The following is a 22,920-nucleotide window of genomic DNA, read 5'->3' on the forward strand; positions in this document are numbered from 1 at the left end:
GTCGCCTCCGAGGGTGCGGGGTCTTTCCCGTGTTCTTTCCGTGTCCTTCCCGTGCCGACCGCGCAGCGCCGTCGCGGCGGCCGCGATCCCGGACAACGATGTCAGGCGCCCCGGAAGAGGCCACCTCGTTCACTATGCGGTAGTTCGGCCGGCTCTGCAGCACGGACGCTCCGGGCCGCGAACCACAGCAGGAACCCGTGCGCGGCGGGGTGCGGACCGGCAGGCTCCGCGGTACGAGGGCGGGTGGTGGGGCGCGGTGGCCTTCCCGCGGGCCACCGCGCCTGTGCCGGTCAGCGCTGTCGGCCGGGACCGGACCGGGTGCCGTCCCGGTGGAGCTCCAGGGCCACGGGAGCAGCGGTGAACACGGAGGAGTACGTGCCGACGGCGAGGCCGGTGAGGAGGGCCAGGGCGAAGTCGGTGAGGGAGGATCCGCCGAGCACGGCGAGGGCGGTGAGGATGAAGGCGGCGCCCATGCCGGTGTTCACGGTGCGGGGCAGCGTCTGCAGGACCGCCTGGCCGGCGAGACCGGGCAGCGGTGCCCGGGGGTCTTTGCGGGCCAGTTCCCTGACGCGGTCGAAGAGGACCACGGAGTCGTTGACCGAGTAACCGATGACGGTGAGCAGGGCCGCCAGGAACACCCCGTCGACGGGCTTGCCCAGCCAGACGAAGACGCCGACGAGGATCACCACGTCGTGGACGAGGGCGGCGACGGCGGCAGTGCCGAACACCCAGCGGAAGCGGGCCACGAGGTAGAGCAACTGGGCGCCGAGGGCCACGGCGAGCGCGACCACGGCTCCCCGGCGCAGCTCCTCGCCGAGGCTGGGACCGATCAGTTCGTCACGGACCTTGTCCGCCCGGCCGACGAGGTCGCGCACCGTGCCGGTGACCTCGGCCTCCTGGGCGTTGGTCAGCGGCTCCGTGCGCACGGTCAGACCGGTGCCGCCGGAGGACTGCACGACGGCACGGGGGAATCCGGCGTCGGCGAGGGCGGTGCGGAGCCGGTCGGGGTCGACGGGAGTGCTGGTGGCGTACTCGACGAGACGGCCCCCGGTGAACTCGACGCCCAGGTCCACGCCGCGCACCGCGATGCCCGAGCCGGCCAGGACGAGCACGGCGGCGGACATGGCCAGCCAGCGGCGCGGCCGGCGCATCAGCCTGGGGGTGCGGCGGGTGAGACGGTCGCGGACCGGGCCCGCGGTCGCTATGCCGGTCAGGTGCGGATGGCGCCGTACGGAGGGACGGCTCGCGGTGAACTCCGCGAGCACACGGGTGATCACCAGAGCGCTGAACATGGAGGCGAGCACGCCGATGCCGAGGGTGACGCCGAAGCCGCGCACGGGCCCGGAGGCGAGGAGGAACAGCAGGGCGGCCGCGATCAGCGTGGTGATGTTGGAGTCGGCGATCGCGCTGAAGGCGTGGCGGAAACCGGCCGTCAACGCCGAGCGGGGACTGGGGCGCCGGCGGCTCGCGTACTCCTCGCGGGCCCGTTCGAAGACCAGCACGTTGGCGTCCACGGCCATCCCGATCGCCAGGACGAAACCGGCCAGACCCGGCAGGGTCAGGGTGGCGCCGAGCGCGGCCAGGACGGCGTACGAGATCAGGCCGTAGGCGAGGAGTGCCACGGCGGCCAGGAAGCCCATCAGCCGGTAGACGACGATGACGAACAGCGCGGTCAGCGCGGTCCCGATGGCTGCGGCCCAGGCGCTCGCGGTGATGGCGTGCGTGCCCAGGGTCGCCCCGACCGTGCGCTGCTCGACGGTCTCGACGGGCACGGGGAGGGCGCCGCCGTTGACGAGCAGGGACAGCTCGCGGGCCTCCTCCGGGCCGAAGGAGCCGGTGATCCGGGTGGCGCCGTCGCGGATGCCGGTCCGGCAGACGACGGACGGGTCGATCTGCGGTGCGGAGACGACCTTGTCGTCGAGGACGATGGCGACCCGTCGTGCCGGGTCGCCGGCCGGGTGACAGGCGGCCTCGCCGGTCAGCCGGGCCCAGCCGTCGCGGCCGGGGCCCTCGAAGTCGACGGTGACGTGCCAGCCGGCGCCGCCGTGCTGGTCGAACCGGGCGGCGGCCCCCTTGACGTGCTCTCCGGTCAGGGCCGCCGTGCCGAGGCGCAGCGGCAGGCCGGACTCGTCGGGAAGGACGCGTTCCGGGGACCGCTTCGGCAGCGGGCGCGAGGTGCCGTCGGAGCCGTCGGCGGCGCCGAGCACCGGATGGAAGGTCAGCTGCGCCGTACGGCCAAGGACGTCGGCGGCCTTCTTCGGGTCCTGCACACCGGGCAGGTCGACGATGATCCTCCGCTCGCCGGACCGGACGAGGGTGGGTTCGGCGACGCCGAGCGCGTCGATCCGGCCGCGCAGCACCTCCAGGGTGCGGTCGGTCGCCTCGCTGTCGGTATCGGCGGTGGGAGTGGAGCGGGTCTCCAGGACGATCTGCGTACCACCGCGCAGGTCCAGTCCGAGGCGGACCGGCACGGTGACGGCGACGTACAGGGACACGGAGATCACGGCGAGGGCGAGCAGTGCCCTCACGCGCAGGGAACGGTTCAACGCGGGCCTCCGGCAGGCGCACCACGGCTGGCGCGGGCGCCGTCGGGTGCTGTCGGGGAGAGGGAAAGGGGGGGAGTGTCAGGTGCCGGAGGCCGCAGGGGGTGCCCGGTCCCGGTCATGGGGTGCCCGAGGCCGGGAGGAGGGGACGTGGTCGCTCGGCCCTGGGAACCACGCAGCGCCGCCCGGGGTGACGGTCGTACCGTCGACGCACGTGGCGAGAGGGCCGCGCGGAGCGGCATGCTCGCGGTGCGGCTCCTGGCGCATCGCCGCCCGGACGGTGCAGGCGGTGTCGCACGCTGCGTCGGCGTGCGGTCTGGTGTCCCGGTGGTGGACCGCCGCTGCCACCGGGTGGGCCGCCGGTCCGCCCGCCGGTGCGGGCCCGGCGACACCGAGTGCGGCCAGCAGCGTCAGGACGACGGCCGCCAGTACCGCTGTGGCGGGAGGCCGGGCGCCGCCCGTGCCGGGGGCGGAGCGCGCAGCGTGGTGCATGCGCCGCCCCCTCTCGTCGTGGTGTGCGGGTTACCGGGCGGAGGCCGGCCGGGAGGTCAGGGTTCGATCAGACCGACGCGGATGGCGTAGCGGGTGAGTTCCAGGCGGTCCCGCAGGCCCAGCTTCTGCAGCAGGTTGGCGCGGTGCCGCTGGACCGTCTTGACGCTGATGAACAGCAGCTCGGCGATCTCCTTGGAGGAGTGCCCCTCGGCCACCAGTTTGAGAACCTCCTCCTCGCGGGGAGTGAGGATCTGGTCGGGGGTCTCCTCGCCGTGGCGGGCCCGGTCGAGGTAGTTGCGGATCAGAGCGGTGACCGCGCCGGGATACAGGAAGGGCTCGTCCCGCATCGCCGCCCGGCAGGCGGCGACCAGGTCCCGGTCGGCGACGGACTTCAGCACGTACCCGCTGGCCCCGGCCTTCAGGGCCTGGAAGAAGTACTGCTCGTTGTCGTGCATGGTGAGCATCAGAATCCGCAGCCCGGGCTTCAGGGACGCCAGTTCGCGGGCGGCCTGCAGGCCGGTCATGCGGGGCATGGCGATGTCGAGCACGGCCAGGTCGACGTCGTGCGTGCGGGCCAGCTCGACGGCCTCGGCGCCGTCACCGGCCTCCGCGACCACCGTGAGGTCCGGTTCCTGGTCGAGGATGAGCCGCACACCCCGGCGCACCAGCGCGTGGTCGTCGGCGAGCAGGATGCGGATCGTGCTCGTCCCGGTCCGGGCAGGCGTGGTCGTGTCGGGCATGGTCAGAGCTGCTTCCGGAGAACGGGTGCGGTGAGCTGGACCCGGGTGCCGGTGCGTGGGGCCGGGACGATCTCCAGGCTGCCCCCGACGAGCAGGGCCCGCTCCCGCATTCCGCGGATGCCGGCGCCTTCACGGGATGCCTGGATGCCGGAGCCGTCGTCGGTGACCGTCAGCACCACGCTGTCGCCGTTGTGGTGCAGCGCGATGGTGACCCGCTCGGCGTCCGCGTGGCGGGCGACGTTGGTCAGCGACTCCTGAGCGACGCGGTAGAGGACCAGTTCGGTCTCCGGCGCAAGCGCGGGCAGGTCGGCGTCGAAGCGGCGGGTGACCTGCAGCCCGGTGTGGGTGGCGAAGTCCTCGGTGAGCGAGGTCAGCGCGCTGACCAGACCCAGGTCGTCCAGCACACCGGGGCGCAGCCGTCGCACCAGGCGACGGACCTCGTCCAGGCTCGCCCGCGTGATCTCCTGCGCTTCGTGCAGGTCCTCGCGCAGCGGTGCCGGTGCGTGGTCCGCGGCGCGCTTGAGGCCCAGCAGGATCGCGGTCATGCTCTGGCCGACCTCGTCGTGCAGTTCCTGCGCGATGCGGCGGCGTTCGGCCTCCTGGGCCAGCAGTGCCCGGGCGCTGCTGGCGGCCCGCTCGTGTTCCAGCCGCTCCAGCATGGCGTTGAACGTGCGGATCACCTCGGCGACCTCGCCGCCGCCGGACGCGGGCAGGCGCTGGCCGGGGCGCAGCAGGTCGACGGTCCTCATCAGCTTCGTGAGCCGGTCCAGCGGGGCCAGGCCGAGCCGCAGCAGCACGGCGTTGGCGACCAGCATCACGGCCAGACCGCCGACCAGGATGACCGCCTCGGTGAGCACCACCGGCACTGACACGGTCACCGGGGCCCACAGCAGCAGCGCCGTGGCCGTGCCCAGCACCACGGCGTTCAGGGCGAAGATCCGCCAGAACAACGACACCCGCTCCACGCCTCCCCTCCTCCCGCCTCGCTTCACCTCCACTGTCGGGCATCGCGCCGCCCCACCGCGTCCACGCTGCCGGACCGCCCGAGTGGGCCTCCCGCCAGCCTCCCCCCGTCCCGGGCAGCCCGTCGATGGGACCCGGAGCCCATTTGACGGGGCGCGCAGCACCCACGGCGCGTACGGATGGATCCCGCGCCCCGGCGCATATGGGGCCCGCGCCCGATGGGTATCCGCCGCCGGCCCGGCCAGGGTGGAAGCCATCACGCCGGCCGGCGGGCGGCCCCGAAACGCCGCCCGGCCTCTTGTCGGCGTGACGGGCGCGCCCCGCGCCCGCCTGCCGTACGCCGCCGAGAAAGGGACCGACCATGTCGCTCGACATCACCCGGACAGCGCCCCACCCGGACGAGGCACGCCGGCGCCTGGAACACGCCCGCACCTCCCGGCTGGCCCAGCTGCGGGCCCTCACCGAGGGCGTGCAGAGCGCGGACGACCACCTGCTCGCCGAGCAGAAGACCGCGATGGAGCGGGTCGTCGAAGAGATCGAGGAAGCCTTCGCCCGCATCGACGCCGGCACCTACGGCACCTGCCTGGCCTGCGCCAGACCCATCCCCGCGGAACGGCTGGAGATCCTCCCCTACACCCGCCACTGCGTCACCTGCCGGCGCCGCACCGCCTGACCACCGCCCGCACCGACCTCCTACGCCCTGCCCTCAGAGGGGTGAAGTGGTGAACCACCAGACCATCGGCCAGGGCCGCACACACCTGTCGGCCGAGGACCTCGCCGCACTGCGCGAGAGCCTCCACGAGCAGCGCCTGTTCCGCCGGGAGCAACTCCTGCAGCTCACCGGACCGGTCACCTCCCGCGTCGAGCACCGGCTCCAGCGGCAGGCGCCCGCGCAGATCGAGGTCCAGGTCAAACTCGCGGCCACGGCCCGCATGGTCCTCACCGACATCGAGGCAGCCCTGACCCGTATGGACGACGGGTCCTACGGCAGCTGCGAGCTGTGCCGCCGCCCCGTCGAACGGGAACGGCTGGAGATCGTCCCACAGGCCCGCTACTGCGCCCGCTGCCAGCAGTGCAGGGAGGCGGTCCCCTGACCGGCAGCCGCCACGCGGGTACCACCGCTGCCCGGCACAGGACCGCGCTCCCTGGTCAGGCCTGATCCGGATCGGAACGGAAGACCCTCCCGCCCCATTCGGCACCCCGCGTCCACCGCCGGAAGGAGGCCACATGCCCGGCCGCACACCCCCGCCGCCTCCGCAGGAGCTGCCCCGGGTCGTGGCCTGGCGCCTGCGGCGCAATCCCCTGCGGCGCCGCAGCGACCTGGTGCAGGCCTGGCTCGGCCTCGGGCTGCTCCTGGCCGCGCTCGCCGTCACTCCCGTCGCGACGGTTCTGGTCGGCGACGCCGCGCACCGGCACTACACCCGCATCGCCGTGCGCCAGGCCGACACGCGCCACCACACGACCGCCACCCTCCTCCAGGACGCCCGGCAGCACCCCGAACCCGGCTCCGTGGAAGCCAGGAAGACCCGCTACCCGACCCGGGTCCGCTTCGCCGACCCCGGCGGACACGTCCGCACCGCCACAACCGACGTGCCGCCCGCCCTGCGCAAGGGCAGCACGATCCGCGTCTGGGCCGACACCGACGGGAACATCACCGATCCGCCGCTGAGCCCCGGCCGGGTCCGCGACCGGGCCAAGGGTGCGGCCGTCATCGCCGCCCTCGGCGTCCAGGCCACCGCGGCCGCTGCCTACGCCACCGCCGCACGCGTCATCCAGCGCCGCAACGTCGCCGCATGGGACGCCGCCTGGGCCGAAACGGCACCCCGCTGGACCACGTCGCCGTGACCCCCGGGCCGGAGTCGGTGCGCGTGGTCACCGCCCTGGCATGGCAGGCGCCGCAGCGGGCGGGCACCTACTTCCTGACCGCCCCGAGTCGATCCCGTGGACCGCTCGTGGAAGTCCCGGCGAGGGGAACCCGGCTCGACGGAACAGACCGTGACGACCTCAGACGGGCGCGTCCGTCGGGCAAGGAACGTCATGAGCACCTTGGACGATGCGATCGACCTCCACTTCATCGGCAACGCGACCGTCCTGCTGCGGTTCGGTGACCTCACCCTGCTGACGGACCCCAACTTCCTGCACCGTGGCGAGCGGGCGCACCTGGGCTACGGGCTGGTCAGCCGGAGGCTCACCGAGCCGGCCCTCGACGCGGCGGACCTGCCCCGCCTGGACGGCGTCGTCCTCTCCCACCTGCACGGTGATCACTGGGACCGCCGGGCCCGGCGGCACCTGGACCGCTCGGTACCGATCGTCACGACCCGGCACGCGGCGCGCCGTCTGCGTACCTGGCAGGGGTTCCGCCGGGCAGGAGGACTGCGTACCTGGGAGAGCTGCACACTCAGGCGCGGCGAGGCGCAGGTCCGTGTGACGGCGCTGCCCGGACGGCACGCTCTGCAGCCCCTCCTGTGCGGCATGCTGCCGCCGGTCATGGGCAGCATGCTGGAGTTCGGTCCTGTGGACCGGCCCCCGCGTCTGCGGCTCTACGTCTCCGGCGACACCCTGCTGTTCGACGGCCTGGAGGAGATCGCCCGGCGGTTCCCCGCCGCCGACCTGGCGGTGCTCCACCTGGGCGGCACTCGGCTGCCCGGCGGATTCGTGGTGACCATGGACGGCGCGCAGGGAGCCGAACTCGCCCGGCGTCTCGATCACCGGCGCGTCCTCCCGGTGCACTACGACGACTACACCGTCTTCCGCTCGCCGCTGCACGACTTCCTGACCGAGGCAGGCAGGCTGGGGCTCGACGAGCGGATCCTGCACTGTCCCCGTGGAGAGCACGCTCGACTGGTCCCGGGCGGCGACCGCCCCACCGTCCGCTGACGGTCCTTCCCGCCGATCTCGGTGCCGCGCTCTGCCACGAGCTGCCAGGGCCGCGCGCCTGTGGCGGGCCCCCGGCCGACGGGTGCTGCGGTGCGCGGACCGGGTCCCGTCGGCCGCCCGGGGCCGGACATCCGGTCGAGGCGGAGGTGTCCACCCCCACAGGTGCCCGACCTTGCAGGTCGCGGCCGGCGAACGCCCGTGGTCCGCCGGCCGCCGGTGCCTCCGACGCGGCGCCGCCGGCCTCGGCCGGTGCCTCTCAGCCCAGGCGCTTCAGCAGTTCCTCGGCGACCGCTGCCGAGGACGCCGGGTTCTGGCCCGTGATCAGGTTGCGGTCGACCACGATGTGCGGTGCCCACGGTTCGCCCGCCCGCACGTCGAGGCCCGCCTCGGTCAGCCGGTCCTGGAGCAGCCACTTGGCCTGGCCGGCGAGGCCGCCCTGGGTCTCCTCCTCGTTGGTGAAGGCCGCCGCGCGGTAGCCGGCGAAGGCGTTGGTGCCGTCGGGCCGGACCGCGGCGAGCAGGGCGGCCGGACCGTGGCAGACCACGGCCAGCGGCTTGCCCGAGTCAAGGGCCGCCACCAGCAGCCGGCCCGACTCGGCGTCGACGGCCAGGTCCTCCATGGGGCCGTGGCCGCCCGGGTAGAACACGGCGGCGAACTCGTCGAGGTCCACCTCCTCCAGCTTCATCGGCGTGCGCAGCTCGGTCATCTCCTCCAGCGCACGGGCGACCTGTTCGGCGCCCTCCTGGCCGCCGTTGAACTCGGGCGCGAGGCTCGCCCGGTCGACCGGCGGCACCACACCGCCCGGCGTGGCGACGACGACCTCGTGTCCGGCGGCCTTGGCGGCGCGGTAGGGGACCACGGCCTCCTCGGCCCAGAAGCCGGTGGGGTGCGCGGTGCCGTCGGCGAGCGTCCAGTGCTCGGCGCCGGTCATCACGAACAGGATCTTCGACATGGGGTCTCTCTTCCTAAAGGGTGGTCTGCGGAAAGAGCGGCTGCGGACCAAGAACTCCGTGAGGAAGACCGTAGGCCGCCGGACCCATAGGCATCCAATGAAGGATCGAATGGCTGACATAGGATCCCCTATGGGTCCGCGGGAATACCGGCCGGTGATACTCGGTGCGTGGAGACCGCTTCCCTCGACCTGAACCTGCTGCGCACCTTCCTCGCGGTGTACCGCTCCGGCTCCTTCACCGGCGCCGCCCGGCTGCTCGGACTGTCCCAGCCCACGGTGACGACGCAGATGCGGGCGCTGGAACGGCAGACCGGCCGGGAGCTGTTCGAACGGCTGCCGCGCGGAGTCACGCCGACCCCCGTCGCCGACGAGCTGGCGGCCCGCGTCGCCGCGCCGCTGGACGAGCTGGCGGCCGTCGCCGGCCCCACCCCGCCGGCCGGGACCGGGGCCGACCCCGTCCACCTGGCCGGCCCGGCGGAGCTGCTGTGCACCATGGTCCTGCCGGTCCTCGCGCCGCTGGTCGCCGAGGGCCTGCGGCTGCGGGTGGCGACCGGGCTGACCGATCCGCTGCTGGACGAACTGCGCGCCGGCCGCCACGACCTGGTGATCGCCACCACCCGTCCGCGCGGCCGCACCCTGTACGCCGTTCCGCTCACCGACGAGGAGTTCGTGCTGGTCGCCGCGCCGGTCTGGGCCGAGCGGCTGACGGGCGGCCGGCACGCGCAGGACACCGAGGGCCGGGAGCCCGGGGTGCAGGGGTCCTTCGACCCCACCGTCCTGCAGGGGGTCCCGCTGCTCACCTACGCCGAGGATCTGCCGATCGCCCGCCGCTACTGGCGGCACGTCTTCGGCCGGCGCCTGTCCCGAACCGCCGCGGTGACCGTGCCCGACCTGCGCGGCGTCCTCACGGCCGTGGCCGCGGGCGCCGGGTTCAGCGTGCTGCCCCGCTATCTGTGCCAGGACCTGCTGGAGTCCGGCGCGCTCGTCGCGCTGCTGGAGCCGGAGGACCCGCCGATCAACACCGGCTACCTCGTCCAGCGGCCCGGCGCCTCCGACAACCCCGACGTGGCCCGCGTCCGCGCCCTGCTGCTGCGGGCGGCGCGCGGCTGGTAGCCCGGCCGCCGGGCCGGTCAGGCCGCGGTGGCTCCGGGGGCGGTCCGCCACTGCGGGGCCGGCACCTCCCAGGTCCCCCTCGCCGCGCCGCTCGCTCCGGTACGGGGCCGGTGCGGACGCGGTCCGGACCTGACATCGTTGTTCCGCGTCGCTGGATGGCGGGGCCGGGTTGCGGGGCCGACGATGGTGGCGTGGGGTACGGCCGCCGCCGCAGCACCGGTGCCGTCGGAGGTCGCCGGGGACGGAGACCGGCCCCGGCCGCGGTCAGCGGCCGGAAGGGAGGACACCGTCATGCTGGAAGTGAAGACGGTCGAGAAGCCTGACGAACGGCGCGACTTCCCCCGCGGTCACCTCGAAGCCCTCCACCTGACCGGGCTCGACTTCGCAGTGGGCACGTTCGAACCGGGATGGCGCTGGTCGGAGTCCGTGGCGTCGATCGCGGGCACGGAGAGCTGCATGGTCCACCACAACGGGTATGTGGTGCAGGGACGGATGCACATCCGCATGGACGACGGCGGCGAGGGCGAGGTCGGTCCGGGCGACGTCTTCGTCTGCCCGCCCGGCCACGACGCCTGGGTGGTCGGTGACGAGCAGGTCGTCGTCCTGGACTTCGCCGGGACGATGGCGAACGAGTACGCGAAGGGCTAGCCGCCCATCGATCGGTATCCGTCCGCCTGTTCCTGCCACCGGGCCGCACCGCGTGCGGCCCGGCGGTCTGTGCGGGGGGACTGTCAGAGGGCGGCCCGGTGGTGTGTCCGCGGCGGATGTCCGCCCTTCATGGGCCGCAAGTCTCCGCAGTGTCCGCCCTTCACGGGTCGCGGACCCCGCCGGTGTCCACCCCTCACCGGTCGAAAACCCCCGCCCCCTCCTCCGCGAACCCCACGGCGTCCGGGTGGCCGAACAGGCCCGGGAGGCCACCGGTGTGGAGGAGGACCGTCTTCTCACCGGGGCGGACGGTGCCGTCGGTGATCGCGGCCTGCAGGCCGGCCAGGGCCCGGCCCGTGTAGACGGGGTCGAGGGGCAGGCCCTCGGTCCGGGCGGCCAGCCGGAGCGCGTCGCGTACCGGGCCGGTCAGCACCGCGTACCCGGCGCCCACCTGGTCCCGGCGGATCCGCAGCCCCTCCGGCGAGACCTTCTCCGAAGTGAGCGGTGCGGCGAACTCGACCACCGCCGCAGCCGGGTCGGCCAGCGCGCCCACGTCGATGCCCAGGACGGCCCCGCTGCCCAGGGCCGCGACCAGCCCGGCCATCGTCCCGCCCGAGCCGAGCGCCACCACCGCCGTGCGCAGGTCCGGCAGTTGCTCGCGCAGTTCCGCGCCGCAGCGCAGATAGCCGCGGGCGCCCAGGACGCTGGAACCGCCGAACGGGACCAGCGCCGGACGGGCACCGCCGGCCCGCAGGCGCGCGCAGACCTCGGCCGCCGCCGCGTCCAGCCCGGCCTGGTCCACCTGGCCGGCCCAGGCGAGCCGGGCCCCGAAGAGGCCGTCGAGGGCCAGGTTGCCGGAGTGGGAGGCGCCCGGGGAGCCGCGCAGCACGAGGACGACCGCCAGGCCGAGCCGGGCGCCCGCGGCGGCGGTCAGCCGGGCGTGGTTGCTCTGCGGGGCGCCGGTGGTCACCAGCGTGTCCGCGCCGTCGGCGAGGGCCGCGCCCAGCGTCCACTCCAGCTTGCGGATCTTGTTCCCGCCGCCGCCGAGACCGGTCAGGTCGTCCCGTTTCACCCACAGGTCGTCCGGGCCGAGCCCCAGCGCGGCGGCCAGCCGGGGCGCCGGTTCCAGCGGGGTGGGGAAGGTGCCCAGCGGCACGTGCGGGTGAGTCATGGCGACGCGTCCTCGGGTCGGGTCCGGCGAGGGGCCCAGTGGATCACGGACCGGCCTCCGGCGTCACACCGGCAGCAGCCCCGCGATGAGCCCGCTCAGCTGCCGGGCCGTGCGGCACTCGTGCATCTCGACCAGATCGGCGTAGGCGGGCGCGGCCGAGTCGCCGGTGCCCCAGCGGTCGCGGGGCTCGGGGTTCAGCCAGTAGACGCGCCGGGCCCTCCCGGCCACCTCGCGTACGGCGGGGAGATTGGGGTCGCTCATGTTCGTCCGGGCGTCTCCGAGGACGAACACGGTCGTCCGCGGGCCGACCGCACCGCCGTACCGCTCGGCGAACTCGCCCAGCGCCATGCCGTAGTCGCTGCTGCCGTGCCAGCCGGTGAGCACGGCCTCGGCGCGGATCCGGGCGCTCAGCCCGTCGGGGTCGGCGCGGCCGTGGCCGAGCAGGCCGGTGACCTCGTCGAGCCGGTTGACGAAGGCGAACACGCGCACCTTGCCGAACTGGTCGTGCAGGGCCTGCACGAGGAGCATGGTGAAGTCCGAGAAGCCGGACACCGAGCCGGACACGTCGCACAGCAGCACCAGTTCGGGGCGGACCGGGCGGCGCCGGCGCAGCACCGGTCGCATCGGCACGCCGCCCGTGGACAGCGAGGAGCGCAGCGTGCGGCGCAGGTCGATCGTGCCGCGCGCGGCCCGGCGGCGGCGCGCGGCGAGCCGGGTGGCCAGCTTGCGCGCCAGCGGCTGGACGGTCCTGCGCAGTTCGGCGAGTTGGTCCCGGTCGGCGAACAGGAAGTCGACCCGGTCGGCGGTCGGCCTGACGCCCCGCCGTGCGATCTCGTCCCGCCCGCGCCGCTCCGCGACCCGGCGCCGTGCCTCCGCCCCGACCATCCGCCGGAACTCCTCGATACGCCGCCGGATCTCGTCGTCCAGCAGCCGGTCCGCGAATCCGGCGCCGCTCCCGCCGCGGCCCCGCACCTCGGACCGCACCCGGGCCAGCAGGGTCTGCGGGCGCAGCCGGTCCAGGGTCTGGTACGCCGACCAGCCGTCCGAGCCCGCCGAACTCCCGTAGCCGCCCAGGCCGTCCACGGCTTCCACCGCCAACCGGGCCAGCTGCGCCCGGTCGTCGGCGGCCAGCGCCTCCGTGAGCCGGTCGCGCAGGGTGTCGCGGTCCGGGGGAGCACCGTCCGGGCCGCCGACCCCGCGCGGGAAGTACAGGTCGAAGACCGAGTCGAACAGGGCTCGTTGGCCCGGACCGTGCAGCAAAGTGGCCGCCAGCCCCTCGCGCAGGAGCTCCCGGTCCGCGAGGCCCAGGGCCTCCACGGCGCGGGCCGCGTCCACGGTCTCCCCGGTGCCGATCCGCACCCCGTGCGCGCGCAGCGCCCCGGCGAGACCCGTGATCCGGTCGGCGACGCCGGTCACAGCGCGTCCAGGTCGAGCTTGGCCGCCGCCTTCTGGATGTCGTCCTGGTGCTTGAGGATCACGCCGAGGGTGTCCCGTACGACGGTCTCGTCCAGGGTGCCGGCGCCCAGGGCCAGCAGGGTGCGCGCCCAGTCGATGGTCTCGGCGACGGAGGGCACCTTGCGCAGGTCCATCGCGCGCAGCGTCCCGACGACCCGGACCACCGACTCGGTCAGCGCCTCGCCGAGGCCCGGCACCTTCAGCCGTACGATCCGCCGCTCCAGCTCCTCCTCAGGGAAGCCGATGTGCAGGAACAGGCAGCGGCGGCGCAGGGCCTCGGACAGCTCGCGGCCGGCGTTGGAGGTGAGGACGACGAACGGGCGGCGGGTCGCGGTGACCGTGCCCAGCTCCGGGACGGTGACCTGGAAGTCGCTCAGCACCTCCAGCAGCAGCCCCTCCATCTCGACGTCGGCCTTGTCGGTCTCGTCGATGAGCAGCACCGTCGGCTCGTCACCGCGGATGGCGGTGAGCAGCGGGCGGGGCAGGAGGAACTCCTCGCTGAAGATGTCGGTGCGGGTCTCGTCCCAGCTCTCGTCGCGGCCCGCGCTGATGCGCAGCAGCTGCTTGGCGTGGTTCCACTCGTACAGGGCCCGGGACTCGTCCACGCCCTCGTAGCACTGGAGCCGGACCAGCCGGGCCGCGGTCACCTGGGCGACGGCCTTGGCCAGTTCGGTCTTGCCGACCCCGGCCGGGCCCTCGACCAGCAGCGGCTTGCCCAGCCGGGCGGCGAGGAAGACGGTCGTGGCGACGGCGGGCGAGGCGAGGTATCCGGTCTCGGCCAGGCGGGCGGAGACGTCGTCGACGGACGTGAACAACGGGGCCTCCGGCGGGTCGGGGAGCGGGCTCCTGGAGAAACAGCGGCCGAGCCCTATCTAAGCGCTTGTTCAGCTCCGGCGCCATGGGTGTGAACCCGGCCGACGGGCTCGCCCGCGGCGGCGACCGCCCCGCCGGACGCGGCCGGAGTGCGGCGGGCCGCCTCCCCCGGACGGGCCAGCCCGGCGCGCCGACGCCCTGGGCCGCCCGGTCCAATGGAGCCGTGACCGCGCCCCCGGACGACTGCCTCGCGCGCAACGAGTGGATCTGCGGCGCCTATCTGAGCACCCGCCGGCAGATCCTGCTCGACGCGGTCGTCCAGCACCTCCAGCTGACCTTCCTGTCCGTCCTGACCGGCCTGCTCGTCGCCCTGCCGCTGGCGGTACTGGCCCGCCGCCGGCGCTGGGCGGCCGGCCCGGTCCTCGCCGTCACGACGGTCCTCTACACCATCCCGTCGCTGGCCATGTTCTCCCTGCTCCTGCCCCTGTACGGCCTCTCGGCCACCCTGGTCGTCGCCGGGCTGGTGCTGTACTCGCTCACGCTGCTCGTCCGCAACATCCTCGCCGGACTGCGCGCGGTACCGGAGGAGATCCGGCAGGCCGCGCTCGGCCTCGGCTACGGTCCGGTCCGCCTGCTCCTCGCCGTCGAGCTGCCCCTCGCCCTGCCCACCGCGATGGCCGGCCTGCGCATCGCCACCGTCTCGGCGGTCTCCCTGGTCACGGTCGGCGCGATCGTCGGCTTCGGCGGCCTCGGCAACCTCATCTACGCGGGCATGAACACCTACTTCAAGGCCCAGGTGCTCACCGCCTCCGTGCTGTGCGTGCTCATCGCCGTCGCCGCCGACCTGCTCCTGCTGGGCGTGCAGCGGCTGATCACGCCCTGGACGCGGGCGGCCCGCGCGTGAACACCCTCGCCGCCGCCTGGGAGTGGCTCACCGACCCCGCGCACTGGCCGGGCGACGACGGCATCCGGCACCGGCTGCTCCAGCACCTCGTGCTCACCGTCGTCTGCCTGCTGCTGAGCTGTCTGATCGCACTGCCCGTCGCCCTCGTCCTCGGCCACCTCGGCAGGGGCGGGGCCCTCGCCGTGAACATCTCCAACGTCGGCCGGGCCGTGCCCACCTTCGCCGTCCTGGTGCTGCTGCTCCTGACCCCGGTCGGCAGGTGGAGCGAGGGCCCGACGGTGGTCGCCCTGGTGCTGTTCGCCGTGCCGCCGCTGCTCACCAACGCGTACGTCGGCATGCGCGAGGTCGACCGGAGTGTGGTCCAGGCCGCCCGGGGGATGGGGATGACCGGTCGGCAGGTACTGTTTCACGTGGAACTGCCCCTTTCGTTCCCCCTGGTGCTGAACGGGGTGCGGATCGCCGCCGTCCAGCTCGTGGCCACCGCCACCATCGCCGCGCTCGCGGGCGGCGGCGGCCTCGGCCGGATCATCACGGCCGGGTTCAATCTGGCCAGCACCCCGCAGGTGGTCGCGGGCGCCCTGCTCGTCGCCGGGTTCGCCCTCCTCGTCGAGGGGGTCTTCGAGGCCGTCGAGCGGCTGGCGCCGGTGTGGGCCCGGGGCGGCCGGTGAGGGGGCGTGCGGCACCCGCCGCGTGCGCGCTGCTCATGCTGGGTGCCTGCGCCACGGGCCCGGCCCTGGAGCACCGCGGGCAGGTCACCGCACCGCCCGGCGACAGCCGCCACCTGACCGTCGGCTCGGCCGGCTTCACCGAGAGCGACCTGCTCGCCCAGCTGTACGCCCAGTTGCTGAACCGGGCCGGCTACCGGACGTCCGTCCTCACGGTCGCCAACCGGGAACTGTACGAACCGGCTCTGGAGTCCGGGCAGATCGACGTCGTGCCCGAGTACGCGGCCACCTTCGCCGACTGGCTGAACGCCAAGACCCACGGCGCCGGCGCGCCCCCGGCCGGCTCGCCCGACCTCGCCGCCACGATGCGGGCACTGCGCGGCCTCGCCGCACCCCGCGGGCTCACCGTCCTCCCGCCGGGCCGGGCCGTCGACCAGAACGCCTTCGCGGTGACCGCCGCCTACGCCCGCCGGCACCGCCTCAGGACCCTCAGCGACCTCGGCGCCTCCGGGCTGAGGGTACGGCTGGCGGCGGGCGACGAGTGCGTCCAGCGGCCGTACTGCGCGCCGGGCCTGCGCAAGGTGTACGGCATCGACATCACCGGCATCGATCCCAAGGGGGTGGGCACCACCCAGGCCAAGCGGGCCGTGCAGACCGGCCGGGACCAGATGGTGCTGACCACCACCACCGACGCCACCCTCGGCTCCTTCGGCCTGGTCCTGCTCGCCGACGACAAGCGGCTGCAGAACGCCGACTACGTCGTCCCGGTCGTCAACCGCTCCCGCGCGGGCGGCCCCGGTGTGGCGAAGGCACTCGACCGGCTCAACGCCGTCCTCACCACCGGCGACCTGGCCGCCATGAACCAGCAGGTCGACAGCTGGCGCCGGCTCCCGGCCGACGTGGCCCGCACCTATCTCAAGGACAAGGGCCTGCTGGGATAGCCCGCCTCAGGCGTCCGCCACCGAGTCGAACGGCACCTGCCCGCGCGTCACTCCGCGCGCGTCCGCGTCGACCGAGCGGCGCAGTGCCTCGTGCAGCTTGGCCGGGGTCAGCACGCCGAGGAACCGCGCCCCGTCCAGCACGGCGACCCACCCGGCGTCGTACTGGAGCATCACCCCGAACGCCTGCTTCAGCGGGGCACCGACCGGCACCCACGCGGTCATCCGGTGGGTCAGCTCCCCGACCGTGCCGCCCGCCACCAGTTCCCCGGTGCCGACCCAGCCGTGCAGATCACCGCCCTGGTCCAGGACCACGGCCCACCGGGCGCTCTGGGCCCGCAGCCGCTCCAGCGCCCGCCCGGCGGGCTCGTCCAGGCGGGCCACCGGCGGCTGCTCCAGGTCGTCCGGTTCGATGGTGGTGACCGAGAGCCGTTTCAGCCCGCGGTCGGCGCCGACGAAACCGGCGACGTACGGCGTCGCGGGCGCCCCAAGCACCGCGCCCGGCGTGTCGAACTGCTCGATGCGGCCCTGCCCGTACACGGCGATACGGTCGCCGAGCCGGACGGCCTCCTCGATGTCGTGCGTGACCAGCAGCACCGTCTTGCGCACCGCGGCCTGCATGCGCAGGAACTCGTCCTGCAACTGCTCGCGCACCACCGGGTCGACGGCGCCGAACGGCTCGTCCATCAGCAGCACCGGCGGATCCGCGGCCAGCGCCCGCGCCACGCCGACCCGCTGCCGCTGCCCGCCGGACAGCTGCGCCGGGTAGCGCGGCCCGTACGTCTTCGGATCGAGGCCCACCAGGTCCAGCAGCTCGGCCGCCCGGGCCCGCGCCTTCGCCCGCTTCCAGCCGAGCAGCGCGGGCACGGTCGCGGTGTTGTCCAGGACGGTGCGGTGCGGGAAGAGGCCCACCTGCTGGATGACGTAGCCGATCCGGCGGCGCAGCCGCACCGGGTCGACGGTCGCGATGTCCTCGCCGCCGACGAGGATCCGGCCCGAGGTCGGCTCGATGAGCCGGTTCACCATCATCATGGTGGTCGTCTTGCCGCATCCGGACGGTCCCACGAGCGTGACCAGTTCCCCCTCGGACACCTCGAAGGACAGGTCGTCCACGGCCGTCGTGCCGTCCGGATACCGCTTGGTGACCTGCTCGAACCGGATCATTCCCTCACGCTACGGCAGCGTGTCGCGGGCCTCATCCCGCCGTGCCCCGACCGGCGGACACCGGCGTTCACCGCCCGGCGGTCAGCACGCAACCGCCCGGGCACCGCGAGCACCGTCTCAGGCGGAAAGCGGTCGGCCGAGCAGGATCACCTCCAGGGTGCGGGGGCCGTGCACGCCCTCCACCCGGTCGAGTTCGATGTCACTGGTGGCCGACGGGCCGGAGATCCAGGTCAACGGGCGTGTGGGGTCGAGGCGTTCGAGGGCCTGCGGGACGGAGGAGACGACCTGCTCCGGGACGCGGACGACACAGATGTGGTGGTCCGGGACGAGCGAGATACGGCGTCGGCCCTGGTCCGGTGAGCCGTCCAGGACGATGGTGCCGGTCTCGGCGATCGCCACGGCGCAGCCCGTCACCACGCTGTCGACCCGGTCCAGCCGCTGGGGAGTGTCCGCCGCCCGGTCGTGGATCCGCACGGGACCGGCGGCCGGCAGCCACTCCGGCGGCAGCCCCGGCGGGACCAGCACCTCCCGGGCGCCTCGCTCGGCCAGCAGCCGCGTGACCAGCAGCGGCAGCTCCTCGCCGTCGGCGCGGTGCACGATCGCCCGGTAGTCCGCCAGGTTCTCCGCCAGCAGCTCCACCGTCTGCCGGACGGTCAGCTCCCCGTGCTCGCGCAGGTAGTCCCGGGGCACCGCCTCCTCGTACGGCCGGTCCTGCGGTGTCACGTCCGCGAGCGCGCGCCGCACCCGGCCCAGGACCCGTTCCCTGCTGTTCACCTGGCGCCGTCCTTTCCGCCGCGCGTGCGCTGCCACCAGTCACGGAAGGGTTCCGGCGGCACGGCCGGCAGGTCCCGGGTGCCGCTCCAGGCCCGGCCGGGGCCCGGCAGCGTACGGGGATGCAGCCGGCGGGTCCGGGAGGCCAGCCGCTGGCCCGCGCGCAGGGCGCCCGGGTGGCTGAACGCCCAGCGCGCCGCCCGCATCGCCGCCCGCTCGGCCGCGTGCCCCTTCGCCGGCCGGAGCACCACCCTGTTTCCCTCCCGTACCGCCGGACCGCCCTCCACGACCCGCTCGCGCAGGTGCACCAGCACCTCGGGGATGTCGATGGCGACCGGGCAGACCTCGTAGCAGGCCCCGCACAGGCTCGACGCGTACGGCAGCGAGGCGTCGATCTCGCTCGCCGTGCCCCGCAGTTGCGGGCTGAGGATGGCACCGATGGGGCCCGGGTAGACCGAGCCGTAGGCGTGTCCGCCGGCTCGCTCGTACACCGGGCACACGTTCAGGCAGGCGGAGCAGCGGATACAGCGCAGGGCCTGGCGGCCGACCCGGTCGGCGAGCGTGTCCGTACGGCCGTTGTCCAGCAGGACCAGGTGGAAGGTGCGCGGGCCGTCCTCGTCCGTGGTCCCCGTCCACATGCTGGTGTACGGGTTCATGCGCTCGGCGGTGGAGGACCGGGGGAGGGTCTGGAGGAAGACCTCCAGGTCCCGCCAGGCGGGCACCACCTTCTCGATGCCGACGACGGAGATGAGGGTCTCGGGCAGGGTGAGGCACATCCGGCCGTTGCCCTCGGACTCCACCACGACCAGCGTGCCGGTCTCGGCGACCATGAAGTTGGCGCCGGAGATGCCGACCTTCGCGCGCAGGAACTTCTCCCGCAGGTGCAGCCGGGCGGCCTCGGCGAGTTCGGCGGGCGCGTCCGTCAGGTCCTCCGGCGTCGGGCGGCCCCACTCACCCATCTCGGCGCGGAAGATGTCCCGGATCTCGCCCCGGTTGCGGTGGATCGCCGGGACCAGGATGTGCGAGGGGCGGTCCTTGCACAACTGCACGATCAGCTCGGCGAGATCGGTCTCGTAGGCGCGGATCCCCTCGGCCTCCAGGGCTTCGTTGAGGCCGATCTCCTGCGTGGCCATCGACTTGACCTTCACGACCTCCGACTCACCGGTCTCCTTGACCAGCCGGGCCACGATCCGGTTGGCCTCGTCGGCGTCGGCGGCCCAGTGGACCGTACCGCCCGCCGCCGTGACGGACTCCTCCAACTGCAGCAGATACCGGTCGAGATGGCGCAGGGTGTGGTCCTTGATCCGCCTGCCCGCCTCGCGCAGCTCCGCCCAGTCGGACAACTCGCCCACCGCCTTGGCCCGTTTGGCGCGGATGGTGTGGGTGGCATGCCGCAGGTTGCCGCGCAGGGTGGGATTGTGGACGGCGTCGGCCGCGGCCTTCGGGAAGGCCGGCATACCGAGATACGTTCCGGTCATACCGCCGGTTCCTCCTCCGTGCTCGCCAGGATCTCCGCGATGTGCACCGGCCGCAGGTCCGTCCGCAGCCGGCTCATCGTGCCGCCGAGGTGCATCAGGCAGGAGTTGTCGGCCGCGCACAGCACCTCCGCGCCCGTCGACTCGGCGTTGCGTACCTTGTCCGCGCCCATCGCCGCTGACACCTCGGCATTCTTCAGCGCGAACGTGCCGCCGAACCCGCAGCACTCCTCGGCACCGGGCAGCTCGACCAGTTCCAGTCCCTTGACGGCCCGGAGCAGCCGGTGCGGCCGGTCGCCCAGGCCCAGACCGCGCAGCCCGTGGCAGGTCGGGTGATAGGTGACCCTGTGCGGGTAGTAGGCGCCGACGTCCGTCACCCCGAGCACGTCCACAAGGAACTCGGTCAGCTCGTACGTCTTCGGCACCACCGGCGCCAGCGTCCGCGCCAGCGCGTCCCCGCGGCCCTCGGCCCGGGCCCGCTCGCCCAGGCGCGGATACAGCTCGCGCACCATCGCCCCGCACGACCCGGACGGCGTCACGATCGCCTCGTAGTCGCGGAAGACATCGGAGAACTGCCGGGCCAGCGGCTCGGCCTCATGGCGGTAGCCGGTGTTGTAGTGCGCCTGCCCGCAGCAGCTCTGGCCCATCGGGAAGTCGACGTCGACACCCAGTCTGGTCAGCAGCTTCACCACGGCACGCCCGGTGTCCGGATACAGCGTGTCGTTGACACAGGTCAGGAACAGGGCGACACGCATCGCGGCTCCTCGGTGACGGTCATCGGACGAGTTGCAGGGTAGTCGGCGGGTCTCGCCGAGGGGAGAGCGCGGCTCACCGCGGGCCGGGCCGGGCCTCGGCCGCCCGCCACCGGCCGGTGTCGCCGCGGGGCGCGTACCGGGAGAGCGGCTGGGTCCGGGACAGCAGCCTGCGCAGGTCGGCCAGGTCGCCGACGAGTCCCTGCGCGCGAGTCTGCCCGAGGGCGTTGCCGGGGGCGGCGGCCTCGGTCGCGCCGGCCACCACCGGCAGACCGCAGGCGTCGGCCGTCAGCCGGCACAACAGCGCGTTGCGGGTGCCGCCGCCGACCAGGTACACGACGGGCACCGGACGGTCGGCCAGCGGCTGCGCGTCCATCACGGCCCGCCAGTGGGCGAGGGCGAGGGAGTCCAGGACGCACCGGGTGATCTCGTCCCGCGGCCCGGGGACCGGCTGCCCCGCATCCCGGCACGCCTGCGCGATCCGCTCCGGCATCCGCCCCGGCGCCAGGAAGGCCTCGTCCCCGGCGTCCACCACCGAGCGCAGCGTCGGTGCGGTGGTCCGCGACCGCCGCACCGGCGCGCTGAACGCCCTCGCCGAGGCGACGCTCGGCCCCGACGCCCTGCGCGAAGCTGCCCACCGAGCGGCTCGACGCGGCCGCCGGCCGGGACGCCGGCGCCCGGCTGCTCGGCCTCGCCGACCGGCCCACCGCCGTCTTCTGCGCCAACGACCTGCTCGCCCTCGGGGTCCTCCAGGCCGTGTACGCGGCCGGTGTCACCGTCCCGGACGACCTCGCGAGCGCCGGCTACGACGACATCGAGTTCGCCGCCGCGGCCGCCGTGCCCCTCACCTCCGTACGGCAGCCCGCCGTCACCATGGGGCCCTCGCCGCCGAACTGCTGCTGGAGGAGACCGGGCAGGGCGGGCGCAAGCGGCCGCACGAGCACCGGCGGGTGGTGCTCCAGCCGGAGCCGGTGGTGCGCCGCTCCAGCCTCGCCGCGCGCTGAGCCGGGTCACGCGCCCGGTCCCCGTGCTGACCGGAAGTTCAGTAACGATCCATGATCCCGGGGCTCGGCCCCCGCCCCCTCGTGTGCTCAACTGGGACACGTCCAGCCCGTCCGTCCCAGGAGACCCGTTGAGCCTCAGCTACCGCCAGCCCGGCGTCGTCCTCACCGACCGCCACTTCACCGTGCCCCTCGACCACGCCGACCCGGGCGGGGAGACCATCGAGCTGTACGCCCGCGAGGCGGTGGCGAGCGACAAGGCCGGGCAGGACCTGCCCTGGCTGGTGTATCTGCAGGGCGGCCCCGGCTTCGGAGCGAATCGTTTCGTCGGACGTCAGACCTGGCTCGACCGGGCCCTGAAGGAGTACCGCGTCCTGCTGCTCGACCAGCGTGGCACCGGCCGCTCCACACCCGCCACCCGGCAGACGCTGCCGCTGCGCGGCGGTCCCGCCGCGCAGGCCGACTACCTCACCCACTTCCGCGCCGACTCCATCGTCCGTGACTGCGAGGCCGTCCGTCCCCAGGTCACCGGCGGCGCCCCGTGGACCGTGCTCGGCCAGAGCTTCGGCGGCTTCTGCACGGTGTCGTACCTCTCCCTCGCCCCGGAGGGCATCGACACCGCGCTCATCACCGGCGGCCTGCCGTCCCTGCACGCCCACGCCGACGACGTGTACCGGGCCGCCTACCCGCGCATCGAACGCAAGGTCACCGCGCACTACGCCCGCTACCCGCAGGACGTGGAGCGGGCCCGCCGGATCGCCGACCACCTCCTCACCCACGACGTGGTCCTCCCGAACGGCTACCGTTTCACCGTCGAGGCCTTCCAGTCCCTCGGCCTGATGCTCGGCACGGGAGACGGCAGCCACCGGCTGCACCACCTGCTGGAGGACGCCTTCGTCCGCACCCCCGCCGGCCCGGAGCTGTCCGACGCCTTCCAGGAGCAGGCCCAGGCCCTCCTGTCGTACGCCGGCCACCCCCTCTACGCCCTCGTCCACGAGGCGATCTACGGCCAGGACGCCCGCCCCACCGCCTGGGCCGCCGAACGCGTCCGCGCCGAGTTCCCGCAGTTCGACGCGGCCAAGGCGCTCACCGGGGACGGCCCGGTGCTCTTCACCGGCGAGACGGTCCACCCCTGGATGTTCGACGCCGACCCGGCCCTGCGCCCCCTGCGCGAGACGGCCGGGCTGCTCGCCGCCCGCACCGACTGGCGGCCCCTCTACGACCCGGCACGCCTGGCCGCGAACGAGGTCCCGGTCACCGCGGCCGTGTACCACGACGACATGTACGTCGACACCGCGCACTCCCTGGAGACGGCCGCCGCGATCCGCGGCCTGCGCCCCTGGGTCACCAACGAGTACGAGCACGACGGCCTGCGCGCGGGCGCGCCCCGCGTCCTGGACCGCCTGCTGGCGCTGGTGCGCGACGAGGCGTGACGCGACGGGGCGCGCCCCGTAAAGAGGTTGCGCACCGGACGGGGCGGCATAGT

Annotated in this window: 22 protein-coding genes and 2 pseudogenes; 11 read left to right on the forward strand and 13 right to left on the reverse strand. The window is 74.1% G+C overall.

Features of this window, described 5'->3' with window-relative positions:
- Window positions 1–290 precede the first annotated feature (290 nt).
- The 4 genes from secD to S1361_RS35090 all read right to left on the reverse strand — a co-directional run bounded on the left by secD (window position 291) and on the right by S1361_RS35090 (window position 4,731).
- Entirely contained in the window at window positions 291–2,546 is a 2,256-nt protein-coding gene (gene secD / locus S1361_RS35075) for a protein translocase subunit SecD (RefSeq protein ID WP_208035858.1), read from the reverse strand.
- Between the two features lie 78 nt (window positions 2,547–2,624).
- Window positions 2,625–3,035: a hypothetical protein gene (locus S1361_RS35080; RefSeq protein ID WP_208035859.1), complete on the reverse strand. Its 411-nt coding sequence runs from the start codon at window positions 3,033–3,035 to the stop codon at window positions 2,625–2,627.
- 56 nt (window positions 3,036–3,091) lie between these two features.
- The gene (locus S1361_RS35085; protein ID WP_208035860.1) at window positions 3,092–3,775 is read right to left on the reverse strand and encodes a response regulator; all 684 of its coding nucleotides are present in this window, start codon (window positions 3,773–3,775) and stop codon (window positions 3,092–3,094) included.
- A gap of 2 nt (window positions 3,776–3,777) precedes the next feature.
- Window positions 3,778–4,731 (reverse strand): HAMP domain-containing sensor histidine kinase, encoded by a 954-nt coding sequence (locus S1361_RS35090; protein WP_208036908.1) that lies wholly within the window; start codon window positions 4,729–4,731, stop codon window positions 3,778–3,780.
- Between the two features lie 368 nt (window positions 4,732–5,099).
- Here S1361_RS35090 and S1361_RS35095 point away from each other — a divergent pair, with 368 nt between their 5' ends.
- The 4 genes from S1361_RS35095 (at window position 5,100) to S1361_RS35110 (ending at window position 7,615) form a co-directional block, all read left to right on the forward strand.
- On the forward strand, window positions 5,100–5,411 hold the full coding sequence (locus S1361_RS35095) for a TraR/DksA C4-type zinc finger protein (protein ID WP_208035861.1): 312 nt from the start codon (window positions 5,100–5,102) through the stop codon (window positions 5,409–5,411).
- Window positions 5,412–5,457: 46 nt separating this feature from the next.
- Entirely contained in the window at window positions 5,458–5,832 is a 375-nt protein-coding gene (locus S1361_RS35100) for a TraR/DksA family transcriptional regulator (protein WP_208035862.1), read from the forward strand.
- 133 nt (window positions 5,833–5,965) lie between these two features.
- The gene (locus S1361_RS35105; RefSeq protein ID WP_208035863.1) at window positions 5,966–6,583 is read left to right on the forward strand and encodes an Rv1733c family protein; all 618 of its coding nucleotides are present in this window, start codon (window positions 5,966–5,968) and stop codon (window positions 6,581–6,583) included.
- A gap of 192 nt (window positions 6,584–6,775) precedes the next feature.
- On the forward strand, window positions 6,776–7,615 hold the full coding sequence (locus S1361_RS35110) for an MBL fold metallo-hydrolase (RefSeq protein WP_208035864.1): 840 nt from the start codon (window positions 6,776–6,778) through the stop codon (window positions 7,613–7,615).
- A gap of 256 nt (window positions 7,616–7,871) precedes the next feature.
- Here S1361_RS35110 and S1361_RS35115 read toward each other — a convergent pair whose 3' ends face one another.
- Window positions 7,872–8,567: a type 1 glutamine amidotransferase domain-containing protein gene (locus S1361_RS35115; RefSeq protein ID WP_208035865.1), complete on the reverse strand. Its 696-nt coding sequence runs from the start codon at window positions 8,565–8,567 to the stop codon at window positions 7,872–7,874.
- 168 nt (window positions 8,568–8,735) lie between these two features.
- Between S1361_RS35115 and S1361_RS35120 the strand changes: the two genes are divergently transcribed.
- Both S1361_RS35120 and S1361_RS35125 read left to right on the forward strand, forming a co-directional pair.
- On the forward strand, window positions 8,736–9,680 hold the full coding sequence (locus tag S1361_RS35120; protein ID WP_208035866.1) for a LysR family transcriptional regulator: 945 nt from the start codon (window positions 8,736–8,738) through the stop codon (window positions 9,678–9,680).
- A gap of 291 nt (window positions 9,681–9,971) precedes the next feature.
- Complete coding sequence (locus S1361_RS35125) at window positions 9,972–10,328, forward strand: cupin domain-containing protein (RefSeq protein WP_208035867.1); 357 nt, start codon at window positions 9,972–9,974, stop codon at window positions 10,326–10,328.
- Window positions 10,329–10,521: 193 nt separating this feature from the next.
- On the opposite strand, the gene S1361_RS35130 is transcribed toward S1361_RS35125, so the two are convergent.
- From S1361_RS35130 to S1361_RS35140, 3 genes are all read right to left on the reverse strand, one after another.
- Complete coding sequence (locus tag S1361_RS35130; RefSeq protein WP_208035868.1) at window positions 10,522–11,496, reverse strand: pyridoxal-phosphate dependent enzyme; 975 nt, start codon at window positions 11,494–11,496, stop codon at window positions 10,522–10,524.
- Between the two features lie 63 nt (window positions 11,497–11,559).
- Window positions 11,560–12,912: a vWA domain-containing protein gene (locus S1361_RS35135; RefSeq protein WP_208035869.1), complete on the reverse strand. Its 1,353-nt coding sequence runs from the start codon at window positions 12,910–12,912 to the stop codon at window positions 11,560–11,562.
- On the reverse strand, window positions 12,909–13,766 hold the full coding sequence (locus S1361_RS35140) for an AAA family ATPase (protein WP_208035870.1): 858 nt from the start codon (window positions 13,764–13,766) through the stop codon (window positions 12,909–12,911). Before S1361_RS35140 ends, S1361_RS35135 begins: the two co-directional genes overlap by 4 nt.
- A 221-nt stretch (window positions 13,767–13,987) precedes the next feature.
- Between S1361_RS35140 and S1361_RS35145 the strand changes: the two genes are divergently transcribed.
- The 3 genes from S1361_RS35145 to S1361_RS35155 are packed head-to-tail and all read left to right on the forward strand — an operon-like array spanning window position 13,988 to window position 16,274.
- Window positions 13,988–14,668, forward strand: coding sequence for an ABC transporter permease (locus S1361_RS35145; protein ID WP_208035871.1), 681 nt, complete (start codon window positions 13,988–13,990; stop codon window positions 14,666–14,668).
- Window positions 14,665–15,336 (forward strand): ABC transporter permease, encoded by a 672-nt coding sequence (locus S1361_RS35150; protein ID WP_208035872.1) that lies wholly within the window; start codon window positions 14,665–14,667, stop codon window positions 15,334–15,336. Before S1361_RS35145 ends, S1361_RS35150 begins: the two co-directional genes overlap by 4 nt.
- Window positions 15,337–15,371: 35 nt before the next feature.
- Window positions 15,372–16,274 carry an ABC transporter substrate-binding protein gene (locus tag S1361_RS35155; protein ID WP_208036909.1) on the forward strand — a complete coding sequence of 301 codons (903 nt, stop codon included), beginning with the start codon at window positions 15,372–15,374 and terminating at the stop codon, window positions 16,272–16,274.
- Between the two features lie 6 nt (window positions 16,275–16,280).
- Here the strand turns inward: S1361_RS35155 and S1361_RS35160 are convergent, their stop codons facing one another.
- The 5 genes and pseudogenes from S1361_RS35160 to S1361_RS35180 all read right to left on the reverse strand — a co-directional run.
- Window positions 16,281–17,435 carry a betaine/proline/choline family ABC transporter ATP-binding protein gene (locus S1361_RS35160; RefSeq protein ID WP_208035873.1) on the reverse strand — a complete coding sequence of 385 codons (1,155 nt, stop codon included), beginning with the start codon at window positions 17,433–17,435 and terminating at the stop codon, window positions 16,281–16,283.
- A 117-nt stretch (window positions 17,436–17,552) separates the two neighbouring features.
- Window positions 17,553–18,209, reverse strand: a complete 657-nt coding sequence (locus tag S1361_RS35165; RefSeq protein ID WP_208035874.1) for a LutC/YkgG family protein — start codon at window positions 18,207–18,209, stop codon at window positions 17,553–17,555.
- The gene (locus S1361_RS35170; RefSeq protein WP_208035875.1) at window positions 18,206–19,684 is read right to left on the reverse strand and encodes a LutB/LldF family L-lactate oxidation iron-sulfur protein; all 1,479 of its coding nucleotides are present in this window, start codon (window positions 19,682–19,684) and stop codon (window positions 18,206–18,208) included. Before S1361_RS35170 ends, S1361_RS35165 begins: the two co-directional genes overlap by 4 nt.
- Complete coding sequence (locus S1361_RS35175) at window positions 19,681–20,436, reverse strand: (Fe-S)-binding protein (RefSeq protein ID WP_208035876.1); 756 nt, start codon at window positions 20,434–20,436, stop codon at window positions 19,681–19,683. The genes S1361_RS35170 and S1361_RS35175 overlap by 4 nt, the downstream gene beginning before the upstream one ends.
- Before the next feature lie 73 nt (window positions 20,437–20,509).
- Window positions 20,510–20,983: pseudogene (locus S1361_RS35180) on the reverse strand (FGGY-family carbohydrate kinase); the annotation flags it as partial.
- Between the two features lie 7 nt (window positions 20,984–20,990).
- Between S1361_RS35180 and S1361_RS35185 the strand changes: the two are divergent.
- A pseudogene (locus tag S1361_RS35185) lies at window positions 20,991–21,437 on the forward strand (substrate-binding domain-containing protein); the annotation flags it as partial.
- A 128-nt stretch (window positions 21,438–21,565) separates the two neighbouring features.
- Complete coding sequence (locus S1361_RS35190; protein WP_208035877.1) at window positions 21,566–22,867, forward strand: alpha/beta fold hydrolase; 1,302 nt, start codon at window positions 21,566–21,568, stop codon at window positions 22,865–22,867.
- Window positions 22,868–22,920: the final 53 nt, after the last annotated feature.

It is taken from the genome of Streptomyces cyanogenus (genome assembly GCF_017526105.1).
In the GTDB taxonomy this organism is placed as follows: Bacteria; Actinomycetota; Actinomycetes; order Streptomycetales; family Streptomycetaceae; genus Streptomyces; species Streptomyces cyanogenus.